22 protein-coding genes and 1 pseudogene are annotated in these 26,919 nt (G+C 40.2%); 6 read left to right on the top strand and 17 right to left on the bottom strand.

The genetic code is table 11. The annotated features are described in order from the left end of the window. Positions 1-2: 2 nt before the first annotated feature. Positions 3-527, top strand: a complete 525-nt coding sequence (locus tag LO761_RS08565; protein ID WP_272817873.1) for a gamma carbonic anhydrase family protein — start codon at positions 3-5, stop codon at positions 525-527. A gap of 981 nt (positions 528-1,508) precedes the next feature. Here the strand turns inward: LO761_RS08565 and LO761_RS08560 are convergent. Both LO761_RS08560 and gltX read right to left on the bottom strand, forming a co-directional pair. Next, the gene (locus tag LO761_RS08560) at positions 1,509-2,732 is read right to left on the bottom strand and encodes a 3-deoxy-D-manno-octulosonic acid transferase (protein WP_272817872.1); all 1,224 of its coding nucleotides are present in this window, start codon (positions 2,730-2,732) and stop codon (positions 1,509-1,511) included. A gap of 19 nt (positions 2,733-2,751) precedes the next feature. Then, positions 2,752-4,269 carry a glutamate--tRNA ligase gene (gene gltX / locus LO761_RS08555; RefSeq protein ID WP_272817871.1) on the bottom strand — a complete coding sequence of 506 codons (1,518 nt, stop codon included), beginning with the start codon at positions 4,267-4,269 and terminating at the stop codon, positions 2,752-2,754. A gap of 83 nt (positions 4,270-4,352) precedes the next feature. Here gltX and LO761_RS08550 point away from each other — a divergent pair, with 83 nt between their 5' ends. After that, positions 4,353-6,461 carry an HD family phosphohydrolase gene (locus LO761_RS08550; protein ID WP_272817870.1) on the top strand — a complete coding sequence of 703 codons (2,109 nt, stop codon included), beginning with the start codon at positions 4,353-4,355 and terminating at the stop codon, positions 6,459-6,461. Between the two features lies 1 nt (position 6,462). Here LO761_RS08550 and priA read toward each other — a convergent pair whose 3' ends face one another. Further along, positions 6,463-8,922: a replication restart helicase PriA gene (priA, locus tag LO761_RS08545; protein WP_272817869.1), complete on the bottom strand. Its 2,460-nt coding sequence runs from the start codon at positions 8,920-8,922 to the stop codon at positions 6,463-6,465. Positions 8,923-8,931: 9 nt separating this feature from the next. Continuing rightward, complete coding sequence (locus tag LO761_RS08540) at positions 8,932-9,513, bottom strand: porin family protein (RefSeq protein ID WP_272817868.1); 582 nt, start codon at positions 9,511-9,513, stop codon at positions 8,932-8,934. A gap of 432 nt (positions 9,514-9,945) precedes the next feature. On the opposite strand from LO761_RS08540, the gene LO761_RS08535 reads away from it, so the two are divergent. Continuing rightward, a complete protein-coding gene (locus LO761_RS08535) occupies positions 9,946-10,767 on the top strand; it encodes a LicD family protein (protein ID WP_272817867.1) in 822 nt (273 codons plus the stop codon). Beyond that, on the top strand, positions 10,764-11,894 hold the full coding sequence (locus LO761_RS08530; RefSeq protein WP_272817866.1) for a glycosyltransferase family 4 protein: 1,131 nt from the start codon (positions 10,764-10,766) through the stop codon (positions 11,892-11,894). The genes LO761_RS08535 and LO761_RS08530 overlap by 4 nt, the downstream gene beginning before the upstream one ends. A gap of 7 nt (positions 11,895-11,901) precedes the next feature. On the opposite strand, the gene LO761_RS08525 is transcribed toward LO761_RS08530, so the two are convergent. The 7 genes from LO761_RS08525 to LO761_RS08495 form a co-directional block, all read right to left on the bottom strand. After that, positions 11,902-12,630, bottom strand: coding sequence for a phosphocholine cytidylyltransferase family protein (locus LO761_RS08525; protein WP_272817865.1), 729 nt, complete (start codon positions 12,628-12,630; stop codon positions 11,902-11,904). Then, the gene (locus LO761_RS08520) at positions 12,627-13,682 is read right to left on the bottom strand and encodes a pyridoxal phosphate-dependent aminotransferase (protein WP_272817864.1); all 1,056 of its coding nucleotides are present in this window, start codon (positions 13,680-13,682) and stop codon (positions 12,627-12,629) included. The genes LO761_RS08525 and LO761_RS08520 overlap by 4 nt, the downstream gene beginning before the upstream one ends. 151 nt (positions 13,683-13,833) lie before the next feature. Further along, positions 13,834-14,055, bottom strand: coding sequence for a DUF2795 domain-containing protein (locus tag LO761_RS08515; protein ID WP_272817863.1), 222 nt, complete (start codon positions 14,053-14,055; stop codon positions 13,834-13,836). 72 nt (positions 14,056-14,127) lie between these two features. Continuing rightward, complete coding sequence (locus LO761_RS08510) at positions 14,128-14,682, bottom strand: cob(I)yrinic acid a,c-diamide adenosyltransferase (RefSeq protein ID WP_272817862.1); 555 nt, start codon at positions 14,680-14,682, stop codon at positions 14,128-14,130. A gap of 4 nt (positions 14,683-14,686) precedes the next feature. Then, entirely contained in the window at positions 14,687-15,310 is a 624-nt protein-coding gene (locus LO761_RS08505; protein WP_272817861.1) for a hypothetical protein, read from the bottom strand. Between the two features lie 25 nt (positions 15,311-15,335). Next, complete coding sequence (locus LO761_RS08500; protein WP_272817860.1) at positions 15,336-16,280, bottom strand: sugar phosphate isomerase/epimerase family protein; 945 nt, start codon at positions 16,278-16,280, stop codon at positions 15,336-15,338. Between the two features lie 665 nt (positions 16,281-16,945). Next, positions 16,946-17,752: a helix-turn-helix domain-containing protein gene (locus tag LO761_RS08495; RefSeq protein ID WP_272817859.1), complete on the bottom strand. Its 807-nt coding sequence runs from the start codon at positions 17,750-17,752 to the stop codon at positions 16,946-16,948. 205 nt (positions 17,753-17,957) lie between these two features. Here LO761_RS08495 and LO761_RS08490 point away from each other — a divergent pair, with 205 nt between their 5' ends. Continuing rightward, positions 17,958-19,406 (top strand): aldo/keto reductase, encoded by a 1,449-nt coding sequence (locus LO761_RS08490; RefSeq protein WP_272817858.1) that lies wholly within the window; start codon positions 17,958-17,960, stop codon positions 19,404-19,406. A 543-nt stretch (positions 19,407-19,949) separates the two neighbouring features. Here LO761_RS08490 and LO761_RS08485 read toward each other — a convergent pair. The 5 genes from LO761_RS08485 to pckA all read right to left on the bottom strand — a co-directional run bounded on the left by LO761_RS08485 (position 19,950) and on the right by pckA (position 25,418). Beyond that, on the bottom strand, positions 19,950-21,395 hold the full coding sequence (locus tag LO761_RS08485) for an NAD(P)(+) transhydrogenase (Re/Si-specific) subunit beta (protein ID WP_336385768.1): 1,446 nt from the start codon (positions 21,393-21,395) through the stop codon (positions 19,950-19,952). After that, entirely contained in the window at positions 21,395-21,703 is a 309-nt protein-coding gene (locus tag LO761_RS08480) for an NAD(P) transhydrogenase subunit alpha (RefSeq protein WP_272817929.1), read from the bottom strand. Before LO761_RS08480 ends, LO761_RS08485 begins: the two co-directional genes overlap by 1 nt. A 12-nt stretch (positions 21,704-21,715) precedes the next feature. Continuing rightward, positions 21,716-22,873, bottom strand: coding sequence for an NAD(P) transhydrogenase subunit alpha (locus LO761_RS08475; protein ID WP_272817857.1), 1,158 nt, complete (start codon positions 22,871-22,873; stop codon positions 21,716-21,718). Between the two features lie 207 nt (positions 22,874-23,080). Further along, entirely contained in the window at positions 23,081-23,731 is a 651-nt protein-coding gene (locus tag LO761_RS08470) for a nitroreductase family protein (protein ID WP_272817856.1), read from the bottom strand. An 82-nt stretch (positions 23,732-23,813) separates the two neighbouring features. Further along, positions 23,814-25,418, bottom strand: a complete 1,605-nt coding sequence (gene pckA / locus LO761_RS08465) for a phosphoenolpyruvate carboxykinase (ATP) (protein ID WP_272817855.1) — start codon at positions 25,416-25,418, stop codon at positions 23,814-23,816. A gap of 253 nt (positions 25,419-25,671) precedes the next feature. Here pckA and upp point away from each other — a divergent pair, with 253 nt between their 5' ends. Continuing rightward, on the top strand, positions 25,672-26,331 hold the full coding sequence (gene upp / locus LO761_RS08460; protein WP_272817854.1) for a uracil phosphoribosyltransferase: 660 nt from the start codon (positions 25,672-25,674) through the stop codon (positions 26,329-26,331). Positions 26,332-26,704: 373 nt separating this feature from the next. Here the strand turns inward: upp and LO761_RS08455 are convergent. Continuing rightward, positions 26,705-26,919 (bottom strand): annotated as a pseudogene (locus LO761_RS08455) (IS3 family transposase); the annotation flags it as partial.

Genomic DNA, 26,919 nt, shown 5'->3' with positions numbered 1-26,919 from the left:
ATATGGCTATCATAAGAAAAATTAGAGGCTTTGAGCCAAAAATAGGAAAGAACTGTTTTTTGGCCGAGAATGCCGCCATCATTGGTGATGTGACAATGGGAGACGATTGCAGTATCTGGTATGGAGCCGTTCTCCGTGGCGATGTCAACCCCATTAAAATAGGCAACCGAGTGAATATTCAGGACGGGACAGTGTTACATACGCTCTATCAACGTTCTGTGGTTGAGATTGAAGACGATGCATCCATAGGACATAATGTGACCATACACGGAGCGAAAATAGGAAAAGGAGTGCTCGTGGGAATGGGTTCAACCATTTTAGATTATGCCGAGATAGGTGAAGGAGCCATCATCGGAGCCGGGGCTTTAGTTTTAAGTCACACCATTGTCGAACCGCATACGCTCTGGGCAGGCGTTCCTGCTAAGTTTATCAAAAAACTTCCGGAAGAGGAAGTCGCACGAATCAACGATAAAACTTCAAAGGGTTATCTGATGTATAAAGAATGGTTTAAAGAAGATGAAAAATAATTTCGTTCTGTCATGAAAAAGCCGGAGTTTATCTTCGGCTTTTTTGTAACCCATCATAATCGGTTACTGTTCCGATGCTTATAGCCAATCAAAGTGAACTGCATGAATTTTCATATTCATCAGAAGTTTTTGTCCGCTCATCCGTATGAGTTGAGCGATTCATACGCATGAATTGGTCTGTTCATACGTATGAGTTAGTCAACTCATACGGAGCACTTTTCTCCAGCATTTTGATGATAAATTTAATTAACACGCAGGTGTCACAGGTGTCATAGGTGTCATATAGGCTCTTTCTGATACCGAAGAAATATATAAAATATTGATTAACAAGAAGATATAATAGAACTCCCATTAGTATACTATCCTTCATGCCCGTTGTAATTACACCAATTTTATTCAATTTTTGCTTACAATAATAAATGCAGCGAATACCGATAGAGAATGTGATGTTTTGCTTTGTGCGGCACTGTTCATCTTATTGCCCGGCAGAATAGAGGAAATGCAGCCGACTAAAAGCAATGGGGGAGTATTCTCTATCCTCTTGGATATGATTTACACCAGAGGGAATTTTGGGTTACCCGAAAGAAGCACATTTTCAAAAAGCACTTATAGTAGAGCTTTGAAAAAGTTTGTCAAAAATAAACTTATTTCCCACAAAGAAAGTAGTATATAAAGAACACAAAAATCCTAAAGAAGGTGTCAGAGATAGCCTATATGACACCTATGACACCTGTGACACCTAAAAAAAATCAAAACGATGTTTTGATATATCCAAAGCCCGCTTTTTCGAATAACAAGAAAAAAAATGAACGGGTTGTATTCTTCATTCCCGAATACGAAACACGGTACGAAAACCTGAAAAAGCAGACTCTTTATTGATAAGACAAAATGGTAAAATAAATTGAATAGTAAGTGGTATAATTTCAATGAATAACCTAAAAGAGAATCCACCTTATCAATACGTCTTATTCTTATGTCTGTCTAAAACTCAATTGTTTCCAAAATCCTTTGAGCAGCACCGGAATTATTCTTCACATACCCTCCGGCAGCCTCCCCTGCCTCAATAAGAAAATGCTTATCTTTCAGAAACCTATTCATGAGCAAATCATAACCGGCTGCATCGACAATCTCGAAACCACCTTTCGCCTCCAGTAAATGCCGAGCCTCACGAAACTTCTTATTATTAGGGCCAAAGATAACCGGAATACCATAAACAGCAGCTTCGAGCACATTATGAATGCCCACTCCGAAGCCACCGCCCACATAAGCTATTTCGCCATAACGATAAATAGACGAAAGTAAGCCGTAGCAATCAATAATCAGGCAATCGGCCTGTTTTACATTCTCGTCGGTCGCCTGAGTATATAAAACAGTCGTACGTCTCAACTTCGACTTTATTTCTGTCAGACGCGCGTCGTTTACTACATGAGGCGCTATAATGAGTTTTATCTCCGGATGACGGTTAAAATAATCAATAAAGATGTCTTCGTCCGGTCCCCACGAACTTCCGGCAACCATCGTCATACTATTGCCCTTAAATTGTTCAACTATTGGTAACTGCTTAGAAGCCTTATAGATATCAAGCACTCTATCGAAACGGGTATCACCCACAATCATCGTATTATTTATGTTGATACCACTCAGCAAATCCTTCGAGCATTGATTCTGCACAAACAGTTCTGTAAAACATTTCAGTACATTACGATAAGAACAACCATACCAACGAAAAAAGATCTGATTTGGGTGGAAGATAGAAGAGACACTATACACAAACACATTCCGTTTTTTCAACTGGCTCAGGTAATTATGCCAGAACTCGTACTTGATAAAGAACGCCATATACGGATGGGCAAGCTCAACAAAACGACGAGCGTTACGCGGAGTATCGAAAGGTAAATAGCACACCACGTCGGCTCCCTTATAATCTTTACGCACTTCATAGCCTGAAGGCGAAAAGAATGTCTGAAGAATTTTATATTCCGGATAGTTCGTCCGAATCCATTCTATCAAGGGACGTCCCTGTTCAAACTCTCCCAACGATGCTGCATGAAACCAAAGATAGCGGGCATTCGGATCAATCTTCTCCTTTAACAAAGAGAATACCTCCTGATGCCCCTTCACCATTCTCGCTGCTTTTGACTTCGGCTGAAAGAAAGCAGCAATTTTCACCCCTAATAAATATAATAATATCGCAAAATTATACATTCGCCTACTGCTTTTCGTCCTATTTTAGTATATCTATAGCACGACGCATACGGCGGATAGTCTCCTCCTTGCCGAGCACTGAAGAAATATCAAACATGTGTGGTCCCTTTCCTTCGCCTACCAATGTCAAACGGAAAGCATTCATAATGTTACCTGTGTTGTAACCTTTATCCTCAATCCATTTCATAACCACCTTTTCCTGATTCTCCAAAGAGAAATCGTTAAGACTCTCCAGCAAATCAGCGAGTTCCGTCATGCACTTAGCTGAATCTTCTTTCCAGCGTTTCTTGCGTGTCTTCTCGTCATACTCCGTCGGAGCAATAAAGAAGAACTTGCAGGTGTCCCACAAATCTTTCACAAAACTAACCCGCTCTTTCATCATTCCAAGAACCGTAACAACTTTTTCGCGCGGAGCCTCTATATCATGTTCTTTCATCATAGGGGTGAACAAATCGGCCAACTTTTCATCATCCATGAGCAATATGTATTCGTGGTTAAACCACTTCGCTTTCTCATAGTCGAAACGAGCTCCCGACTTACTACAATGTTCCAGACGGAACATGCTGATCAACTCATCCATCGAAAGAATCTCCTGATCATTTCCCGGATTCCACCCCAAAAGTGCCAGGAAGTTCAATACAGCCTCCGGCAGATAACCTGCCTCCCGATAACCTGAAGACTTTTCTCCCGTCTTCGGATCATGCCATTCCAATGGAAATACAGGGAAACCGAGACGATCACCGTCACGCTTACTCAGTTTTCCGTTACCTTCCGGCTTAAGCAACAACGGTAGATGCGCAAACTGAGGCATTGTATCTTCCCATCCGAAAGCTTTATAAAGCAAGACATGTAAAGGAGCTGACGGAAGCCACTCCTCACCGCGGATAACGTGTGTAACCTCCATCAAATGGTCATCAACAATATTTGCCAAATGATAAGTGGGCAACTCGTCGGCCGACTTATAAAGCACTTTATCGTCCAGTATAGATGAGTTAATAACCACATCACCCCTAATAATATCTTGTACATGAACATCTATATTCGGCTCTATCTTAAAACGAACAACATACTGATTACCGGCAGCAATCAACGAATCAACCTCTTCATTTGAGAGAGAGAGCGAATTACGCATTGACATACGGGTAGTAGCATCATATTGAAAGTTTTTAATCTCCTCACGTTTTTTATCCAACTCTTCAGGCGTATCAAAAGCAATGTATGCCGTTCCATTATCCAGCAAGACCTGAACATACTTCTTATATATATCACGGCGTTCCGATTGACGGTAAGGTCCGTAACTTCCACCAAAGCCAACACCCTCATCGAACTTGATACCCAACCATTTGAAAGATTCCAATATATAATCTTCCGCTCCCGGCACAAAGCGATTCGAATCTGTATCTTCTATTCTGAAAATGAGATCACCTCCATGCTGTTTTGCAAACAAATAGTTATACAACGCTGTACGAACACCACCAATATGCAACGGTCCTGTCGGACTCGGAGCAAAACGAACTCTAACTTTTCTTTCAGCCATTATAATCCATGATAAAAATACGTTGCAAATTTAATCTAAATTCCCGATTTTTTCGTAATTTGCGACCAAAATAAATAATTATTATGAGAAGTTCCGATAAGAAAAGAAAAATCTTCAGCAAAGATTTTCTATATAAGATCCTTATATTTGTCTTCGCGGTGACGGTTATTGTCTACTTTCTGCCCAAAGGAAGCAGCTTTAACTATCAGTTTGAGATAAATCGCCCATGGCGGTACGGATTACTCCAAGCGATGTTCGACTTCCCTATCTACAAAAATGATGAACAAGTCCAAAAAGAGCAGGACAGCATCATGACACAATATCAGCCATACTTTCACATTGATAATAGTGTAGAAAAAGATATGCTGTCAAAACTGAAGGCGGACTATGAGAAGGTGTTGAAGAAAAAGTTGCCCAACCACGAATACTATTTTTACATAGAGCGTATGCTCCACATGATTTATCAGGACGGTATTATTTCGGTGACTGACTTAGAGCAAATGGAAAAGAACAATGTGAAATCTATCCGCTTGGTCAACGAGAATACAGCCATTAGTTTCTCTCTAAGTCAGTTTCTTAGTTCAAAACAGGCCTATGAACAGTTGTTAGAAGCTGATACCACACATTACAAAAAAGAAATTCTTCAACAATGCGACTTAAACGACTACATCACTCCTAACTTAGTTTACAATGCAGACAAATCGGAAGAAGCAAAGAAAGACTTACTCTCCACGGTATCATGGGCAAACGGTTATGTACTGAATGGTCAGAAAATCATCGATCGTGGCGAAATTGTCAATGAACAGACATTCAACATCTTGGAATCATTAAAAAAAGAATGGTCAAACAGAAGCAGTTCCCTGAAAGAGAAACAGATCATGACCATCGGTCAAGCTTTATTTGTCGGTATTCTATTGATGATCTTCATGATATATTTAGAGCTGTTCCGCAAAGAATATTATCAAAAAAAGAATACTATGTTGCTACTGATCTCGCTGATAATAATTTTCCCCGTGATCGCCGCATTTGCATTACAACATAACATAGTAAGCATCTATGTGGTGCCATTCGCTATGAGCGCCATCTTTATCAGTATATTCCTTGATTCTCGAACGGCTATGGCCGCTCAAATAATCATTATATTGTTAAGTTCCATCCCGTTACATAACCAAGTAGACTTCATTATGCTTCAGATAGTGGCAAGTTATGCGGCTATATTCAGTTTACGTGAATTGTCGCAACGATCGCAACTTTTTCAGTCGGCTTTCATTGTGTTAGGAAGCTACTGCCTGACTTATTTTTCTCTTGAGCTGACGCGTCAGTCAGGAACGCTGAACCTCAACATTGGCATGTATGTTTACTTTGTCATTAACAGTGTATTATTGTTGTTCACCTACCCTTTGCTCTATCTGGTAGAAAAGCTATTCGGCTTCACTTCCAACGTTACATTGGTCGAGTTGTCAAATATCAATAATCCTTTGCTTCGCGAGCTTTCAGAAGTTGCGCCGGGCACATTCCAGCACTCACTTCAAATGTCCAACTTGGCTGCTGCAGCCGCAAACAAGATTGGTGCCAAAGCCCAGTTAGTTCGTACCGGAGCATTATATCATGATATCGGAAAAATGGTCAATCCGGCTTTCTTTACAGAAAATCAGTCGGGATTCAATCCACATAAGAAATTAACCTACATGCAGAGTGCTAAGATTATTATCAGTCATGTTACCGACGGATATAAATTAGCAGAAAAACATCGCTTGCCGCTTGAGGTAAAGAACTTTATCCCTACCCATCACGGACGCGGAGTTACAAAGTATTTCTATATCATGTATAAAAATGAGCATCCGAACGAAGAAATAGATGATACACCGTTCCGTTATCCGGGACCAAATCCGTACACGAAAGAACAAGCCATTCTGATGATGGCTGACGCCATAGAAGCTACTTCACGCAGTCTAAAAGAATATACCGAGGAAAGCATCAGTAATTTGGTGGATAAAATTATTGATGCTCAGGTGGATGAAGGTTTCTTTAAAGAATGTCCTATCACTTTTGCCGATATAGCTAATGTCAAAGAACTTTTCAAGGAAAAACTGAAGACGATGTACCATACACGAATCAGTTATCCGGAATTAAAAGGTGACACAAAGCTGCTTGAGGTACCGAATGAAAAAGAAAACGAAGAGAAGAAATAACTTACTGAGGGTCTACATCATAATAAACCTGTAAGCCACGGAACCGGTCATCCAGCAAAAGTTGTGATTGAACAAACAATAGATACTTTCGAACTTTGATCATGGATGCTTGAGGTTCTATCTTTATCATTATCTTTTTAATAAACCAAGTCTGTACTCGGGCAACAAGTGGTTTGTCCGGACCAAGAATGCGTTCTCCCATGCCACCCCGTAACATATTGCCCATCTCTTCGGCTGCCTGATTAAGGATATTCTCCTTTTTATGTTTCAAGTAGACATAAATCAAACGATTATATGGAGGATACCTGAAAAGTTGACGTTCGGCCAACTGGTCATTATACATATCATCGTAATTGTTCTCTACCACTTGTTTGATTACCGGCATATCCGGCGACTTGGTCTGAAGGATTACCAGCCCACGTTTCCCTTTTCTCCCCGCTCGTCCTGCCACTTGAGCCATCAATTGGAACGCCCGCTCATGACTTCGAAAATCAGGATAATTTAACATGCTATCCGCATTTATAATACCTACCACACTGACACGATCAAAATCCAGTCCTTTCGAAACCATCTGTGTTCCAATAAGAATATCTGTTCTACCTTCCGCAAAATCAGAGATAATCCGCTCATAAGCTGTACGACTCTTCGCTGTATCCAAGTCCATGCGGACAACTTTTGCCTTAGGGAAGATTTCTTTCACATTATCTTCAATACGTTCCGTACCAAATCCCCTGTTAACCAAGTCGGTACTGCCACATGCCGGGCATACTTCCGGTACAGAATAGGAGCATCCGCAGTAATGACAAGTCAATTGCTTCAATCCTCGGTGATAAGTGAGACTCACATCGCAATGTTCACACCTTGGAACCCATCCGCAGACATTGCATTCTATCATCGGAGCAAAACCTCTCCGATTAAGAAATAAAATAACTTGCTGATTATTCTCAAGCGCTTTCTTCATTTCCTCAATCAAACGAGGAGAAAACGGTCCGGCCATCATCTTTTTCCGAGCCAATTCCTTCGTGTCAACAACTTCAATCTCCGGAAGCTCCATGTCTTTGTAACGCTCTTGCAATTCAACCATTCCATATTTACCGGTCATGGCATTGAAATAACTTTCAATACTTGGAGTTGCTGTACCCAAAAGCACCTTTGCTCCAAACGAATGAGCCAACATGATAGCTGCACTCCGTGCATGATAGCGCGGAGCCGGATCCTGTTGTTTATACGTATTCTCATGTTCCTCATCAATAATGACAAGTCCCAAATTCTGAAAAGGCAGAAATATGGATGAGCGCACTCCGAGAATCACTTGATACGGGTGTTTGCTCAACTGTTTTTGCCAGACTTCAACACGCTCAGCGTCCGGATATTTAGAATGATACACACCCAACTTATCTCCGAACACACGATACAAACGTTCCGTAATCTGAGTGGTCAAAGCTATCTCTGGCAACAGATAAAGCACTTGTTTTCCCCGCAGAATTGCTTCATTGATTAAATGAATATAGATTTCCGTTTTTCCACTGGATGTCACTCCGTGCAGAAGACAGACATCTTTCTCTTCAAAACGTTCTTTTATAGTTTGATATGCAGCTTGTTGCGATGTATTCAATGGGTTTAATACGGCATCCCACTTACTGTTCTTCTTTAATCGCCCAATCTCTTGAAAGTAAATTTGAAAAATGCCTTTATCAACCAATCCTTTCAAATGAGTAGCAGATGCATTTGCCTGCTCCAACAGATTATTTTTCGTTACCTCTAACAGATTCTCTGAGCCACTTGTCCATTTCGAAAGTTCGATATATTTCATCAACAGGTTCAATTGCTTAGGTGCCCTGCTCAATACATCAAACAATATATACAATTGCTGTTCTGTCGGGGTTCCCTTCAGTCGGACACGAGCTTCCAGCTTTGGTTTATAAGTCCGCTTTATCTCTTCTTTCACATATATAGCCCCTTTATCCAATAAAGAATTGATGCCCGATAACAGGTTCTTTAAACCTGTCATACGTTCCAACTGATTCAACATCAACTCCTTATCTTTTTCAAGCACATTCAATATCTGCTGTTCCTTTTCTGTCAAAGGTACATCCGCCTCATAATCCGTATTACAAATAACTCTTGTCTCACTTGCCAACTTCATTCCTGAAGGTAAAGCTGCTTTCAGCACATCGCCCACCGTACATAAATAGTACGACGCTATCCACTTCCAGAAATCAAACTGATACGCATATAAGATAGGGCTGGAATCGAGCACTTCTTCAATATCTTTCGTCTTATAACCTTCCGGAGCTATGTGATGCACCTTAATAATTACTGCCGTGTAGAACTTCTTCTTTCCGAAAGGTACAATAACACGACAACCGACCTGTACCTGACCTTCCATTTCTTTCGGAACGGAATAAGTGTACAGACCGGCTATCGGCAACGGCACTATAACATTAACAAACTGTTTCAATCTCTCACATTAAAATAAAAAAGCAGCAGTAACCTGCCACGTATTCTTGTTTACTTCGTACTTATTATCCTTATTAACTTTGCTGATAGAGAAATTATACCCTACACCTATTTGCAAATGATCAATCAAACGGACACCGCCTCCTACATTAAAAGTAACCTCGCTGCCTTTCAACTTGAAATCATTAACAAATTCCCCGAAGTCTTTATCGCCTATATTAAATCCGAACTGCGGACCGGCAGCCAAATAGAAACCAAGAGAATTACCAAGCCCGAAGTTATATTTTAAATTAATAGGACATTCCAACGTCTTCTGTTGTAACGTAGCTTCACCGTTTGAGGTCGAAACAGCCAAATCATTTTGTGAATAGAGCGCAGCAGCATCCATTCCCAATCCAAGAACCGGAAGTTTGAAATCAACCATAGGGCCGATGAACCAACCGGTCTTATTTTTACCGTCAAACGTGCTCTCCTTAAAATCAAGTTTAGTAACGTTAAGACCTCCCTTAACACCAAACTTAATCTGTGCCTGCGATGGTAATACGACCATCATGCAGCAAATCATGAATAAAATACTAACAATCTTTTTCATAAGCGTACTATTTTTGTTCATTTGCAAACATACACAAAAAGATTATAGGTCAAACTTATAGCTTCTAAAATAATCTTAAAGCTTATAATAAGAACCGACTGACACCCTCCTCGCGCACTTTTTGACCGACTAAAAACTAATACTATAACATAAAATAACCCGTTCGTCTTCATAAACTATCCGACTGAAAAGACAATTTATCTGTTTTATAAAGATTAGTTAAGAAATTCATGCGGATGAGTTGGACAAGTCATGCGGATGAGTTGAACGATTCATGCGGACGAGTTGAACGATTCATGCGGACGAGTTGAACGATTGACGGAGATGACTTTGCTTAATTTATTGCATGAAAAACGTAATACGCTTAAAAAAGGAAATAAAGAACACGTATCATTCGACTAATTTGGCTATTTTTGCAAAAAGAATTGTTTTATGGCCTGTTACGACATACGCCCACTTCAGTTGCGAATGCTGAAAATCTTACTTGCTTTTGATAAGATTTGCGTGGAACACGATTTGCAGTATTGTATTTTTGCTGGTACGCTTTTAGGAGCTATACGTCATAAAGGATTTATTCCTTGGGACGATGACATGGATGTAGGCATGCCCCGCCCATATTACGAAGAGTTTATCAAGCATTCAAAGGAATGGTTACCCGCGCCATTTGAATTTGTTTGTGCCGAAAATGATCCGAATTACCCTTTGCCTTTCGGAAAGATACAAGATTCAAGTACCACATTGATAGAACGTAAACACTTGAGCTACCTTGGAGGTATCTATGTAGATGTTTTTCCGTATGACGGAGTGCCGACCAATATGTTAACACGCCGAATGCACTATGCGGCATTTGAATTCTATAAACAACTTCTGTATTTAGTCTATCGAGACCCCTACAAACATGGGCATGGGCCAAGCTCCTGGGCTCCGTTGTTGGTGCAGAAAATGTTCACCAAACAAGGCGTTCAACAAAGAATTCGGAAAATTCTAATGAAGTATGATTATAACCAATGCGAGTATACGGCTGACTACACCGACGGCTTGCGAGGTGTGATGCAAAGATCTGTTTACAATACGTACGCTCGTTATCTGTTTGAAGGAGAAATGGTTCAGGGACCGAAGCTATACGATGAATACCTAACTAAAATTTACAGAGATTATATGAAGCTTCCGGATAAAGAGCATCAACGCCAACACAATTTTTATTACATGAATTTAGATCAGCCTTACAGAGAATTTAAATATAAAGAAGAATGAGAATCGGATTCGATGGCAAAAGGGCAGTTCGTAACTTCACCGGCTTAGGAAACTACAGCCGATATGTACTCGATATACTTAGCCGATACTATCCGGAAAATGAATACGATATTTTTTCCGCTACATCAGACACGGCAGGCAGAATGAATGTACTGTTGAAAAAGCATCCTTCGCTGAAAATGGTTTATGCTCAGGGATTGGGCAAACGGTTTCCGGCTGTTTGGCGCTCGTGGGGCATTACCCATCAGATGGAAGTCAGTGGCATACAAATCTATCATGGCCTCAGCAACGAAATTCCCCTGAACATTAAGAAAAGTGGAATAAAAAGTATCGTCACCATACACGATTTGATTTTTCTCCGCCTGCCGGAATGTTACGCTCCCATCGATCGAAAAATATACGATTACAAATTTCACCAAGCATGTGTTGATGCCGATCATATCATTTCTGTAAGCGACCGAACAAAAAAGGATATAGTAGAGCTTTATCAAATTCCGGAAGAAAAGATTACCACCATTTATCAGAATTGCGATCCGGTTTTCGGTATTCCGGTAACAGAAGAAAAGAAACAACAAGTAAAAACAATTCATCATTTACCTGAACGGTATATACTAAATGTAGGGACTATAGAGAAACGGAAGAATGCCCTCTTCATAGTGAAATCTCTCCCTCAACTGCCACCAGATATCCATTTAGTCATTGTTGGTCGCCGAACGAAGTATACGGAAGAAATAGAAAAGTATATGGCCGAGCATCAGCTGGAAAATCGTGTTCATATTTTAAAAGAAGTGAAATACGAAGATCTTCCGGCAATTTATCAGATGGCTTCCCTGTTTATCTATCCTTCCATATACGAAGGTTTTGGTATTCCGGTACTTGAGGCTCTGAATTCCAAAGTTCCGGTAATTACTACCAGCCATTCATGTATGGAAGAAGCCGGAGGAAAAGCTGCGGTCTATGTTAATCCGTCCGATGTCAATGAACTTGTTCAAGCAGAATTATCCATACTGACAAATAGTTCTCTCCGCCAACAGTTAATTGCTGACGGATTAAAACAAAGAGAAAACTTTTCCGATGAATTACAAGCCAAGAAACTTATCAAACTATATCAAAGTCTCATCGGCTAAAGAGTAATTAAAGTAGATTTTCAGGAATTTTATTACAAGCTTGTTCAAAGTCTTCCACCGTATCAAGTTCCATAGAAAACAAATCAGTCGTATCTATGGCATGAAATGAAAATCCTTTCAATATAAGCCGTTCAAAAGATTGTTCATAGAACGTGTCTGTTAAATGTTCAACATTCATCATGTGTTCCATTTCTTCAAAGAGCTTTTCAGAATAGTCAGCCCGTATTACTTCAATACCGACCGATTCTCCCATAGCTTGAGAGATGTCACAAGTTTTGCTTATGTGCGTCACACGATGATGTTCATCCACAATCACCTTCATTTCTTCTTCACCCAATTCATGCCGATTAACAGCCAAAACCGTATCAGTTTCATTCATCAAACGGGAAATAAGAGCAGAATCAAACAAAATATCACTATCCAATAAGATAAAATCGTTTCGATCGGCATAAGATCTTGTCAGCCACAGCGAATAAATATTATTCGTAGTAGCGTAATCTGCATTATGAATAAAGTGGAATGTTTCCTCCCGATAATGTTCTTTAAGGAAATCGCTTATCATCGAAGCTCGATATCCCGTAACCACGACGAAATCATGTATACCACAGGAAACTACAGCGTCGACAATACGTTCAAGCAACGTCCGTCCTCCAACCTTCAACAGACACTTAGGACAGGCGTCTGTCAAAGGACGTAAACGTTTTGCCATGCCTGCAGCTAAAATAACCGCTATCATTGTTGCTTCGCTATATGAAGAATAGTATCGCAAACTGTACGATTCTGCTCTCTGCGTCCCAATGTAATCCTCATGTGTGTATTAATTCCGGGCTCATCCATGAATTTAATCTTATAGCTTTGGTCTGCGAATGCTTGTTGTAATGCTTCCTTTAATTCAATGGGATATTTAATGAGTATAAAGTTGGCCACAGACCGATAAACTTTGAATCCATTCAGCGGAGCAATCTCACGATTGTACATCTCCCTTGCTTCTTGCATTACATTTGCTACGTGTCGATAATGCTCTTCCGACTTCAATGCCGCAATAGCAATTTCTTCGGATAACCGATCATAACCTAAATACTTGTTAGAATAGCGTGTAAAGCGATCCATTTCTTCACCACGTCCCACAAAGCCAAAGCCCATACGCAACCCCGGAAGTCCGTAAAATTTGGATAACGTACGACAAATAACAACATTAGAATAAGTCTCAACAAGTTTTTTTACGTACGATGTATCATCGCTTACGAAAGAAGCATAAGCTTCATCGACCAAAACAATGGTCGATGGTTGAACCATTTGAAGAAGTCGTTCCAACTCTGATGGTTCCAATCCGTTTCCTGTAGGATTATTTGGAGAAGCGACCAGCAATATCTTTGGTTTCACCTCGTCTACCATAGCTTTTAGCCCTTCAAAATCATAGCAAAAAGTATCACCATTCTCATATACGGGATATTGCAACGTTGTCCCTGCCACCTCATCAGCAATTGATTTGTAATACCACCATGAGTATTTAGGTATCAACATTGTCTTACTTCCTCCTTCAGTCAGAAAATAATGAACAGCTTGCTTCAATAAATCTTCCGCGCCGTAGCCCAAGATGATTTGTTGTTCATTTATATCATAACGTTCTGAGAGGAAGTCAGAAAAAATACTCTTCTTTCCTTCTCCATAGATACGTGTATAAAAGCATAACTTTTTTATGTCAAAGTTCTTAAAAGCTTTAACAACTTCTTCCGATGGTTCAAAATTAAACTCATTACGGTCCAGAAAATTCATATCTTGTTGCATACCCTCATAAATTTGTGCAAAGGTAATCTAATTCAAAAAATACACAAAATAAAAAACGAATCTAAAGTATAAAAATAATAAAAAGAGAGCAACAATGCCCTCTTTTTATTTATATAAAATACTAACTCTAAGCGTTTTAAATGCAAAAGAATCAATACTCATCCTCGTTAAAGAAGAAATCCTCCTTAGTTGGATAATCAGGCCAAATATCTTCTATACTTTCATACACTTCGCCCTCGTCTTCTATTTCCTGCAAATTTTCAATTACCTCCATTGGTGCTCCTGAACGAACGGCATAGTCAATCAGTTCATCTTTGGTTGCAGGCCAAGGAGCATCCTCAAGCTTTGAGGCCAATTCTAATGTCCAGTACATAGTAAATCCCTTTAAGTCGTTAAAAATAATTACCTTTTCTACATTTTCCGCGCAAAGATAGTATAATTTATATCATTTCCTCCCATTATCTAAAATTTTTTCATTTTCGTTTGTTATTATGTTAATCTTTCTTGCGAGATTGAAAAGATAATCTGATAATCGATTCATAAAGGCCAATAACTGCTCATCAAGCGGATATTGCTCTCCCAACGCAAGGATACGGCGTTCTGTCCGTCGACACACTGTACGGCATACGTGAGCAACAGCTGCTCCCCTTGCCCCTCCAGGAAGAACAAACGAACGTAACGGTGGAAGAAGTGCTTCTGCCGCATCGATTGCGTCCTCTATTTTCTTCACATCATCAGAAGTAACGATAAAACTCTGACGTACTTCTGTCTTCGACTGATCGGTAGCCAAATAGCCGCCAATAGCAAACAATTTTCGCTGAATATATTCCATCAATTCTATATCCTCCGGATCTGTAAGATACGTTTCCAACACACCCAACTGTGAATTCAATTCATCCACTGTACCATACGCTTCAAGGCGTATATCTGTTTTTAAAACACGAACTCCTCCTACTAACGAAGTCGTTCCTTTATCTCCTCTCTTAGTATATATTTTCATGACATCATAAAAAATTAACAATATAATGCTCCTTGTAACGCTTCTTATCAAAGAAGACTAATCCGATATCAAACAAATCATAAGTTATTCCGGTACGTGGGTCATCTTTCACCTGCTTCCACCACATCCGTTTCTCTCCGGATTCATGTATACCGCCCACAATAAACCAACTATCTTGATTCACATACGAAATTGCCAATTCATAAACTTCTTTATAAAAAGGAGTATGCCCAATATGCAAGCATCCTATCCGGTTCACTTCTTCCAAATATCTTTCCAATTGAAGTAAAACCATCTCTTTTTCTTTCCCGCGTATAGAAAAAGCAACCATTTTTTGCGAGGCAGCCCGCATATAACTAAATGCTTCTCCGTTTTCACGTCCCACCTCAACTAAATTAGACGGTTGATAAAAGTTAACCAGCCGGAAAAGAAGCCGATTGACTTTATCTCTGTAATGTGGAAGATAGTAGTCGTACATACGCGACTTTAGCATACGGTAAGCATAATATGGCCGCCTCTCATAGATGACCGAAGTTATCAAAAAGAAATCGGTTGGAGACTGTACTCCGTAACCTCTTCTGTGCTTAATTCGCTGACACCAGTTCCATATACGACGAGGGGTTATCATGATTTGTTATTTACCTTTTATAGAATTACTCCTTATCAATCAAATCCTGCAGATACTGCCGAGTCTTAGCCAAGTAAGCTTGACTCGATCCATTCAACTCACACTCAATGGTAAGGGCGCCTTCATAACCTTCCTTTTTCAAAATCTTAATGATAGCAGGAAAATCTACATCGCCTTCGGGAATAGGCTTCTCTGCTCCCAAATGATAAGGATCTTCACGTGTAGGATAGCAGCCATCCTTTGCGTGGACATCTTTTACCAACGGCCCAAACACACGAATGGCATCTGTCGGATTAGCTTTTCCATAAAGTAAAAGATTAGCCACATCGCAATTGATAAATACATTTTCGGTACCTATATCTGTTAAAGCCCGAATAAGCGTGGTCGGAGTCTCCTGACCTGTTTCAAAATAAATCATAATTCCTTTATCTTTTGCATAACCGGCCAACTGTTTCATAACCTCAATAAAATCCTTATATTGCTCAGAAGAAGGATCTTCGGGAATAAATCCGAAATGAGAATGCATAGCAGGAACACCTGCCTCAGCACAAAAATCAATCATCTGATGATAGGTCTCAATCTTCTCTGCACGACCTTCAGTGGGAACAAGTCCGATAGTAGACGGACCTTTTATAAAATTCCATTCACTATGTCCCGGAACACCTACAACTGTCGTAACCTTTATTCCATATTTCTCTGAAACTGTCTTTACTTCCTTCGCGAAAACTGCGTCCATGCCTTTATTATAATTCAACTGGCAAGAAGTAAAGCCATTCTCTTTCAGAAATTTGAATTGATTATCTATATCCTGCCATTTATAAACTATCGTTCCGATAGTAATTTTACTCGATGACGCTTTAACTTCTTTTGCAATATCTCCCTTTTCAATGCTTTCTGCCTGTAAAGGTTGGGCTAAAAAGCAAAATCCTATTAATCCAAGCAATGCCCATGTGGAATAACTTCTTTTCATATTGTTATAATTTTAATCTTTTATATTTTCTATTGAACGCCAACAAAGTTAATAGATTTTCTTTTCCCTTCTATTTTTTAGCCATCATAATATAAAAAAACATGCGTTGAACAAAATATAAAGATCTGCCAACTGGCATGCAGAGTAGTGTGCTAATAGTCTGTTTTGTTATGTCTTCCTATAATTCAATGCTTCTGTATTTTTCCCATCATTTTCGGTTCTCGGAAAGCCATATAAGGGAACTTGGAGGAATCTAAGGAACCTGTGTGTTTGTATCCTTTAGTATCAAGTGATGGCAAAAAGTGATGCGGATGAATCGCCCAACTCATACGGATGAATCGAGTAACTCATCAGCATCAATCGAGCAACTCATGCGGATGAATCACCCAACTCATACGTATCACTTTCCATGTTCATATACATCGGAACGGTGGTTGATAAGTCACACTAAGTGTTGAAGTCTTTGTGGATAATCAGACTCTTTCAGATAAGCCCTTTACAATAAAATGCATCTATAAATTCCTATCCTTCCAGATTCTGTATAAATCTTTTCATATAGCTCAAGAATCCTAATGATATTTGATATGCTGAATAAATACTTTAAAATATCATAGAAAAAATTATTGATATGTGTAAGTTATGTCACTCAAAAGAACACCCTTAACTTATCTCATTCGCGATGGAGGATTATCGAACAATTTGGTGCAATATCGGCTGAAGTAAGCAAGAGAAGAGAATCCCAGCTGGTCGGCAATGGTCTGAAGCGAAAGGTTTTTGTCGGCAAGTAGTGTCTTGATTTCTGATGCCGTAAAATAATCTATCCAATAAGTCGGTGTGTTATGGGTGACGCGACGGCATATCTCAGTAAGATAGATAGGTGTGATATAAAGTTTGTCTGCATAATAACTGGGCGAGCGATGAGTGCGACAGCCTCCTTCCTGCAACATGGCGATAAAACGACGAACAAGGACTTCAGCCTGCGATGAGCCTACCTGCTTCAATCCTCCCTGTCGGCAGTGAATGTCGTACATGTCAAGCACAAACGCTTGGAAAGCTGTGCGCAATGCCTCCAAATAAAAAGAATGGTAAGAACGGAGGAAACGTTTCCGTATGACATCCACGTTCTCAAGACACATTTGAAATTCAGCAGGCAGTAGATGGATTATTGGATTCTGTATCAGCCCTAAGTGCCCGATGACATTATAATGCATAACAGGTTTATTCTGATCAATATAGCCTGCGTCGATAAACATGATGCGACAACGAAAATCCTCACTGGGCGTAATCTGATAGGCAGGCTTCAGGATACTTGGAATTATGCAGTCGCCATCGACAGCATAATAGGGCTTGCCGTCAAGCACAAAGTTCAGACTACCGTCCATACAGAAGATATGCGGAAGATAATCTTTCATGCAATAGTCAGACCATTGGAAGATATTATCGGTAAAGATAAATTTGTCAGCTATATCCATTTATAATGTCTCCTTTTGAATAAAGATTGTGCAAGCGAGCGCAATGAAAATTTGCTTTCAAATTACCTGAGCGCAACCTATATTATACAAATATAACAAGAAACCTTGAATTGTAAAAATACGTCCTTAAATTATATAACAACTCATATAAATACTTGACATAACTTTGCAACAATAAACAAACAAAACATAAATTCAGAACAATATGAGAAAGTTAATGTCATTCATTGTAGTCTGTCTCTTAGCAGTCGCAGCCTACGCACAGCGTGAACCACAGCCAACGCCCTATGCCGAGCAAACATGGCCCAAACAGGAGAAAGAAATTGTAGACCTTCAGCAGAAAATCTGGAATCTAATGGCAAAGAAAGACACCAACAGTCTGCGTACACTCTTCCATGACCAGGCAATGTTCGTACACATGGGTGGCTACTGGGGTAAAGAACAAGAACTGCAAGCCATCGGCAACGGGTTTCTCTGGTATAAGAAAGCCGACATCTTCCACGTTGATGTGAAGTTTGTTGGTGCCGATGCCCTTGTCTATAGCACTATCACTCTGACGGCAGGTGTTGGCGACCGAGAAGTGGTTACGCCGTTTTACGTTACTTCGCTTTTCAAAAAAGAGAAAGGCCGCTGGCAGCTCGGCTCCTTTATTTTCACTACACGCATCAGTGGTCCAGACGGTAACAAGGTACGCATTGAGCACGTAGACACAGGAGATGATAGCCGGAACACAGCAAAGTATCAGTCGACAGTGCCGGCACTCAATCCTCAGATACGACTCAGCAATAACGTGATGATGCCCCAATTCGGTATTGGTACATTCCTCATGCGCAACAATAAAGAGTGCAAACAAGCCGTGCTTACGGCACTGCGTGCCGGATACAGACATATTGATACCGCTCATGCCTATCAGGACGAGCAGGGCGTAGGCGAAGCTGTCAATGAATTCTGCAAGGAAAGCGGTGTGAGTCGTGCGGAAATCTGGATAACTTCCAAATTATGGCCTACGGAATACGCTGACCCAACAGCTATTGACAAGATGCTGAAGCGACTTGGACTGGAATATATCGACCTTGTTTACCTTCATCAGCCCGTTGGCGACGTAAAGGCAGGATGGCGCAATCTGGAAAAGGCAGTAAAAGAACGCAAAGTACGTTGCCTTGGGGTGTCAAACTTTGAGGTGAAGGGAGCTGAAGAGCTATATAAGTGGTGTGTGGATTCTACCGAAATAAAGCCGGTAGTCCTCCAAATGGAATGTCACCCCTATGCACAACGCAAGCAGGAATCGGAACTAATTAAAAAGAGCAATATGGCAATAGAGTGCTGGTATCCGTTAGGAGGAGCTGCCAGTAGGGGTGAATTGTTACGTGACCCTGTCATCACCGAGATAGCTCGCAACCATCATGCTACTGCGGCACAGATTATCTTAGCTTGGCATATTCAGACTGGACATTCCGTTATCCTCAAATCAACCAATCCTGCCCACATACAGGAGAACATTGATGCCCTCCGAATCCGTCTGACCGATGCAGAAATGCAGCAGATGAACGATCTTGATAAAGCTGACCGCTTCTATAAGATGGACATCAATGCCACTCGCCAGTTTGTCAATGTACCCTTGCCCGATCAGCAGGATGGCGGAAATGACGCATAGCAAAGGCGCATGAGCGATGAACTTAATTCACGGAAATAAGGTCACAACAAATTAGTGGAGTTCTGCAACTTTGCTTGCTCAGAATGGACACCAGTTCAAAATAGTAGCCGCTACTCAGTTGAGTTTGTGTTTTTTTTTAAGTGTTAAAGAATCAACCAACAAATGTAATATTAAGCATAATATAAAAAAACTCCTTGGTGGGTATAGAAAATTTCAGTTCTTCCTTTGGCCTTCTATTTATTTTAGCTTGCATTCTCTTAATATTCTCGTTTGTAATAGTGCTGATATCAGATTCTTTTAGTATGTATTGTCTAATAAGTTTATTCGTATTTTCACAACACCCTTCCGCCATAAAGCGTAAAAGTCGATAGTAATAAACACATTACTTCCAGCTTTTTAGCTATCCCAAAAAGCTCGGCTAATTCACCTCCGTTATCCATAAGCAAAAGGGTGTATCAAATGAAGTGAACCTTGAAAGTTTTTATCTAACTTTCGAAGACACTTCATAATGAAACACCCTTCTTACAGCACAAGAAACTCTATTTAAAACTGAGTTATCAGCTTATTTAAACTCTCTTTTGCGTCACCTAACAACAAATAAACGCCTTCTTTTCTCGAGTAAAGTGGATTCTCAACACCGGCATATCCCGGTTTAAGGTCAAAATTACAGATGATTACTTCCGGTGCTTGATCAACACTCAATACCGGCATACCGTATATAGGCGTACCTTCTGCATTTCGTGCAGCCGGATTCATCACATCGTTAGCTCCAATCACCACCACAGCATCTGTCTTAGCAAAATCCTCATTTATCGTTTCCATCTCAAAGAGTTGTTCGTATGGAACATCAGCCTCAGCCAATAGAACATTCATGTGTCCGGGCATTCTTCCGGCAACCGGATGAATGGCGAAACGTACTCTCACCCCTTTAGCAGCTAATTTGTCTGCCAATAATTTCACTAAATGCTGTGCCTGTGCCAAAGCCATACCATATCCCGGAACAATGATCACATCTTTTGCCATAGCCAGAATTTCACCCGGACTCCTTTGAGCAACAGGCTTTTCCTCTATCACTCTTTCCTCAGCAGAAGGGCTGTCTGTTATCTTCTCCTCAGCCGATTTCTCCTCCTTCTGAACATTTACCGGTTGCTTTGATGTTCCGCCTAAAAGAATGCTCATTAAATTACGATTCATCGCTCTACACATAATTTGAGTAAGTAACAAACCTGATGCACCAACAATTCCACCAACAGCCACAAGGAAAATATTACTGATTGCCATACCTGCAATAGCTCCTGCCACACCCGATAAAGAATTCAGCAATGAGATGGTAATAGGCATATCTGCCCCACCAACCCTCACGGAGAAAAACAATCCAAAAAGCGAAGAAGTAATTAACACTCCTACTATATAGGATACATTAACCCATCCGTCAATAGTTCCTAAAACAATGAAAATGAATGTCAATATAATGAGCAATATAGTGATAGCCGAATGCCCCGCCCAAATCACCGGACGCTGATTCAATATTCGGCTCAATTTACCGGCAGCTACCAAACTACCTATCAATGTCGTCATTCCCACGGCAATTGCCAAAAGAGACGTAAACATTATAAACTTCGCCCCATGGGTAGAAAAAGCATTTAACTCTTCCGCAGTAAAGCCATAAAGTAAAGCTGTCATAATACCAACCAACGCAGAAGCACCGCCACCTAATCCGTTAAACAATGCTACCGTCTGAGGCATTTGTATCATTTTTACCTTTCTGGCAATCAAACTACCTATCAGTAAGCCTATGATCATTGCCGGATATATAGTCCACGCACTCACTACTCCACTTAACAACAACGTCGCGACTATTCCTATCAGGATGGCCAAAGCAGAAATCAAGTTTCCGGTAACAGCAGTCTTCACCTTGCTCATCATAGATATTCCGATAAGGACAGCTATGGAAAGAATAACACTAAATATAACCTGTATTGTCCCCATTACTTATCCTCCTTTTCTTTTTTATCAAACATTTTGAGCATACGGTGGGTAACCATAAAACCTCCAACAACATTAATAGCCGCCAGAATAATAGCTATACATCCCAATATTTGAGAAAGCAAAACCGAACCAAACGGATTCAATAACGAAACACCTGCTGCTGTGATGGCTCCAACAATAGTAACTCCCGACAAGGCATTCATACCCGACATTAACGGAGTGTGAAGCAAACTGGGCACCGTGCGGATAATAAAATATCCTACCACGGTGCACACTACAAATATAATGACTAATAAAATTGGGTCAATCATACGCGAAAATTATAAGCCCATCGCTTCCCGAGCTCCGGTGTGAACTAATTCTCCATCTATACATACCAAACTTTTGGCTACTATTTCGTCTTCACGATTCAAAACAATATTACCATCCTTGGTCAAATATTTAACCAAGTTGTACATATTATTCGAGAACATCCAAGTTGAACTTTGCGGTAATTCTCCCGGAATATTCTTTATGCCAATGAGCGTAACATCATGCTTGACCTCAATAGCCCCTTTCGGAGTGATTTCGCAGTTACCTCCCTGATCAATAGCAATGTCAACGATAACAGAACCACGCTTCATTCCCTTAACAGTATCTTCTGTAATAATCATAGGAGCGATCTTTCCCGGGATAAGAACGGAGCAAAATACGATATCCATATCTTGGATAGTACTCTTTAAGGCTTCACGTTCTTTAGCTAATACATCTTCCGGAAGGCTCTTTGCATAGCCACCTTCACCCACAGCCAACTCCTCTGGAACGGTAGTATCTACTATTTTTGCTCCTAAACTCTGAGCATTTTCCACAGCCATCGGACGAATATCTGCCGCATAAACCACAGCACCTAAACGTTTTGCTGTTGCCAAAGCCTGAAGACCTGCCACACCAACACCGATAACCATCACTTTTGCCGGTTCTATCCTGCCTACGGCAGTAAACATCTGAGGCATAAATTTTGTCAGATGATCGGCAGCCATCAAGATTCCTTTATATCCGGCACAAGTACTCATAGAAGTCAGCGCATCCATACTTTGAGCTCTGGATATACGTGGAATACAATCCAATGTTAACGCAATAACACCTTGTTTCGTCATCTTCTTCACCATCTCATGATTGACCGGAGATGCCGGATGAATAAAGGTAATCAGATACTGACCTTTATGCATCATATCTACTTCGTGCTTACCTAATTTGTCGTTGAAAAGTGGTTCTTTCACTTTCAGAATCAGTTCGGCCTTATCGTATATCTCTTGAGGATCAGCTAACACTTTAGCTCCGGCTGCTATATAATCCTCATCACGATACAAAGCACCTTCACCAGCATGCTTTTCAACTAAGACTTCAAAACCATCTTTAACAAATTTACTTACTGTTTCAGGTGTACATGCAACACGATTCTCGTCATGCATAATTTCTTTTGGAATACCAATAATCATGATACTTATATTTAAGGTTATTTTTTAATATGGAGGAAAGAATAAAAATTCTTCCTTTTTTCACTTCTTCAAATATAGTTCATTTTTATCAACTTGATAAAAAATCTATGGAATTTAACATTCTTTTTATACATAGAAACAGAATAAATAAAAAGAGTAGCCTTTTGAACATATCAAAACGCTACTCTACTTATATATCAAAATCTATTAATCGACGAATTTACATTTGCTTTCATCTCTCGGTTTGGCTGCCGGTTCTTCTGCAGGATAACCGAAACCAATGGTCAACAACAATTCATAATCATCACTGAATCCCAGTTTATTCAAATAGTCCGCACAATCCGGACCTTTTAAAAATTCGACCGGTCCGGCCATACAGACAGATCCAATTCCCATTGACTTGGCTGCAATCATCATATTCTCTGCCATTAAAGCGCAATCAACAGAAGAGAACTTTGAATCTTTTTTTGCTGCTATAAAAGCAACTGTCGGGGCATTACGAAACATATTCCTCATTTCCTTGTCACGTTCAGCCATCTCCTTATTCTTCTCTTTAAAGATTGTTGTCAGGCCATTAAGAAATTCCTGATTATCGACTACACGAACTTCCCAATCTTGAACATTCATTGCACTGGGAGCATTTATACCGCACTTCAGAACTATGTTCATGGTATCGCGGTTCACTGCTTGCGGGTGGTATTTACGAATACTTCGGCGAGCCATAATGGTCTCGACTACCACATTCTTACCATCATTTTGAGGCACAGTCTCGGTTGTTGCATCAGACTGAGCTTTTGACTGACACGACGGCATCAATAGCGTGAGGACAGTCAATATGGTTACAAATAGATTTTTCATATACCTCATTATTAATGAAACAATAAGAGGGAAGCAACCATTGGTTACTCCCCTCTTTTATTTAGTCTAAAGATAAATTCTATTAGAGTTTCGGACCGGCAGCAACCAATGCCTTTCCAGCCTCATTGCCTTCATACTTAACAAAATTCTTGATGAAACGACCGGCCAAATCCTTAGCCTTAACATCCCATTCAGAAGCGTCCTTATAAGTATCACGAGGATCAAGGATATGTGGGTCAACGCCATTCAACTGAGTAGGAACTACAAAGTTGAAATAAGGAATAGTCTTTGTAGGAGCCTGATCAATAGAGTGATCTAAGATAGCATCAATAATACCACGAGTATCGCGAATAGAAATACGCTTGCCTGTTCCGTTCCAGCCGGTGTTAACCAAATAAGCTTTCGCATTACTCTTCTGCATCTTCTTAACCAATTCATCAGCGTACTTAGTCGGATGTAATTCCAAGAATGCCTGACCGAAGCAAGCAGAGAATGTTGGAGTAGGCTCTGTAATGCCACGCTCTGTACCTGCCAACTTAGCCGTGAAACCAGACAAGAAATAATACTTAGTCTGCTCGGCATTCAAGATAGATACCGGAGGTAATACGCCAAATGCATCAGCTGACAGGAAGATAACCTGTTTTGCTGCCGGAGCATGAGAAATAGGACGTACAATGTTGTGGATATGATAAATAGGATAAGAAACACGAGTATTCTCCGTTACGCTCTTATCTGCGAAATCAATCTTACCAGCTTTGTCAACAGTAACATTCTCAAGAAGAGCGTCACGAGTGATAGCGCCATAAATATCTGGTTCGGCTTCCTTATCCAAATTGATAACCTTAGCATAGCAACCACCTTCCAAATTAAATACGCCATTGTCATCCCATCCGTGCTCATCATCACCAATCAACTTACGCTTAGGATCAGTTGACAAAGTTGTCTTACCTGTACCGGAAAGACCGAAGAAGATAGCTGTATTCTCACCGTTCATATCAGTATTTGCAGAACAGTGCATAGAAGCAATGCCCTTCAATGGTAAATAGTAGTTCATCATAGAGAACATACCTTTCTTCATTTCACCACCGTACCAAGTATTTAAGATAACCTGCTCTTTGCTTGTTACGTTAAATGCAACAGCTGTATCTGAACGAAGGCCTAACTCTTTAAAGTTCTCAACTTTTGCTTTGGAAGCACAATACACAACGAAATCAGGTTCCTGATCGAACTCAGCCTGATTCTGTGGACGGATGAACATATTTGTTACGAAGTGAGCCTGCCATGCAACTTCTACGATGAAACGAACTTTCATGCGAGTATCTTTGTTTGCGCCACAGAAACCATCAACAACAAACAATCTCTTGCCTGAAAGCTGATCCTGAGCCAATTTCTTCAAAACGGCCCAATTCTCTTTTGACAAAGGATGATTATCATTTGGATATTCCGGAGTATTCCACCATACTGTATCCTTTGCATTCTCATCCATAACGATATATTTATCCTTAGGAGAACGACCGGTATAAACACCTGTCATTACATTGATTGCACCAAGCTCAGTCTCCTGACCTTTGTCATAACCTTCCAAACCCGGCTTTGTCTCTTCGTTGAACAAAACCTCATAAGTAGGATTGTAAAGGACTTCCTTTACATCTTTAATTCCGTACTTTGCTAAATCTAAATTTGCCATTTGTTTTTAAGAATTAAATTATATTATAATTGCTGTTTTATCAATCTTATTAGTAATCTTTCAACATACCGTTTAAAATTCAGTGCAAAATTAACTTATTATTCTTATAAAAAGAATTTAATAATTAAATATTATCTTAATAGAAACGGATTTAAAGTTGTATAACATTAATTGCCACTTCTACTTTACAAATTGAAAAAAAATTCGTTACTTTGCCGAGTTTACATTTTTATTTCGATAATTAAATATATATATGAGAATTTACAATCTAAGCAAAACGAACTCTATACTCAACAGATTTGTTGCTGAACTAAGAGATGTAAAAGTACAGGGTAATCGGATGCGATTCCGTCATAACATCGAGCGTATAGGTGAAATTATGGCGTACGAAATTAGCAAAACAATGGATTACTCTACCAAGAAAGTACAGACTCCCTTGGGTATTGCCGATGTTAATACAACAGATGATAAAGTAATTGTCGCGACTGTTTTCCGCGCAGGTCTTCCTCTGCAAACCGGATTCCTAAATTACTTCGATCAAGCCGATTGTGCATTCGTTTCTGCTTACCGCTATTATAAAGATAAAGGAAATCATGAGATTGATGTCCGTATCGAATACATTGCCGCGCCGGATTTATCCGAACATACTTTATTATTAGTAGATCCTATGCTGGCTACCGGTGAAAGCATGGAATTGGCATGGAAAGCATTCCTCACGAAAGGAACTCCTAAACGGCTACACTTCGCTTGTGTTATAGCCAGTGAAGAGGGTGTAAAGCACTTGGAAAAGCTGTTCCCCGGCGATAAAGCCACTTTATGGTGTGCAGCTATCGATCCGATACTGAACGAACATAAATATATTGTTCCCGGATTAGGTGACGCAGGAGACTTAGCATTCGGAAATAAACTATAATATAAGTGAAGCCAACTTATCACTTGACATGTTCATGAATATCGATTATCAGAGTGATACGTACAAACAAATAAACTGATACGTATGAGTTGCTCGGTTCATGCGTATCAGTTGATAAACTCATGCGGATGAGTTGAGCAACTCATCCGCATGAATTAGTGAAATGACTTTACCTGATTTTACTAGACACTTTTTTGCTACATTAGCTGAACCTGTAGACACTTTTTTCCTTGCCATACTGATTCCCTATACACCATCGAGCAACCCGTGCTGTTTTGATAGACAGTGCAAGAAAACCGGACATGCAGAGTCCAGGTTTTGCTCGTTTGCTAAAACCGGATACCCCTCAATGGGGCATTCCGGTTTTTGACCGTCAAGGGCACCGGTTTACGCCTTCCTCCGGACTTGCCGTTTGCCCCGGTAAAGTTACGATGTTTTTCCCATCCGTGTCACTTTTTCCGGTATAAAAGCTGTTTTTCCACCTCTTCTCCTGCTCCCCTTGCTCCGTATGCGCCACTGCCGGTATCTTATAAGCTATGCTCATGTGCGGACGGCGGTAGTTGTAGAAGTGGATGAATCGCCCGATGA

This window comes from Phocaeicola oris (assembly GCF_021295095.1).
GTDB lineage: Bacteria > Bacteroidota > Bacteroidia > Bacteroidales > Bacteroidaceae > Phocaeicola > Phocaeicola oris.
This window is presented reverse-complemented; position numbering and strand designations above follow the sequence as displayed.

Excerpts from the sequence above, each read along its gene's own strand:
- LO761_RS08520 (WP_272817864.1), bottom strand. The coding sequence starts at position 13,682 with ATGCAACAAGATATGAATTTTCTGGACCGTAATGAGTTTAATTTTGAA.
- pckA (WP_272817855.1), bottom strand. The coding sequence starts at position 25,418 with ATGGCAAATTTAGATTTAGCAAAGTACGGAATTAAAGATGTAAAGGAA.
- upp (WP_272817854.1), top strand. The coding sequence starts at position 25,672 with ATGAGAATTTACAATCTAAGCAAAACGAACTCTATACTCAACAGATTT.
- LO761_RS08565 (WP_272817873.1), top strand. The coding sequence starts at position 3 with ATGGCTATCATAAGAAAAATTAGAGGCTTTGAGCCAAAAATAGGAAAG.
- gltX (WP_272817871.1), bottom strand. The coding sequence starts at position 4,269 with ATGGCTGAAAGAAAAGTTAGAGTTCGTTTTGCTCCGAGTCCGACAGGA.
- LO761_RS08550 (WP_272817870.1), top strand. The coding sequence starts at position 4,353 with ATGAGAAGTTCCGATAAGAAAAGAAAAATCTTCAGCAAAGATTTTCTA.
- LO761_RS08560 (WP_272817872.1), bottom strand. The coding sequence starts at position 2,732 with ATGTATAATTTTGCGATATTATTATATTTATTAGGGGTGAAAATTGCT.
- LO761_RS08535 (WP_272817867.1), top strand. The coding sequence starts at position 9,946 with ATGGCCTGTTACGACATACGCCCACTTCAGTTGCGAATGCTGAAAATC.
- LO761_RS08500 (WP_272817860.1), bottom strand. The coding sequence starts at position 16,280 with ATGAAAAGAAGTTATTCCACATGGGCATTGCTTGGATTAATAGGATTT.
- LO761_RS08505 (WP_272817861.1), bottom strand. The coding sequence starts at position 15,310 with ATGATAACCCCTCGTCGTATATGGAACTGGTGTCAGCGAATTAAGCAC.
- LO761_RS08495 (WP_272817859.1), bottom strand. The coding sequence starts at position 17,752 with ATGGATATAGCTGACAAATTTATCTTTACCGATAATATCTTCCAATGG.
- LO761_RS08485 (WP_336385768.1), bottom strand. The coding sequence starts at position 21,395 with ATGGGGACAATACAGGTTATATTTAGTGTTATTCTTTCCATAGCTGTC.
- LO761_RS08470 (WP_272817856.1), bottom strand. The coding sequence starts at position 23,731 with ATGAAAAATCTATTTGTAACCATATTGACTGTCCTCACGCTATTGATG.
- LO761_RS08515 (WP_272817863.1), bottom strand. The coding sequence starts at position 14,055 with ATGTACTGGACATTAGAATTGGCCTCAAAGCTTGAGGATGCTCCTTGG.
- LO761_RS08540 (WP_272817868.1), bottom strand. The coding sequence starts at position 9,513 with ATGAAAAAGATTGTTAGTATTTTATTCATGATTTGCTGCATGATGGTC.
- LO761_RS08510 (WP_272817862.1), bottom strand. The coding sequence starts at position 14,682 with ATGAAAATATATACTAAGAGAGGAGATAAAGGAACGACTTCGTTAGTA.
- LO761_RS08530 (WP_272817866.1), top strand. The coding sequence starts at position 10,764 with ATGAGAATCGGATTCGATGGCAAAAGGGCAGTTCGTAACTTCACCGGC.
- LO761_RS08525 (WP_272817865.1), bottom strand. The coding sequence starts at position 12,630 with ATGATAGCGGTTATTTTAGCTGCAGGCATGGCAAAACGTTTACGTCCT.
- LO761_RS08490 (WP_272817858.1), top strand. The coding sequence starts at position 17,958 with ATGAGAAAGTTAATGTCATTCATTGTAGTCTGTCTCTTAGCAGTCGCA.
- LO761_RS08475 (WP_272817857.1), bottom strand. The coding sequence starts at position 22,873 with ATGATTATTGGTATTCCAAAAGAAATTATGCATGACGAGAATCGTGTT.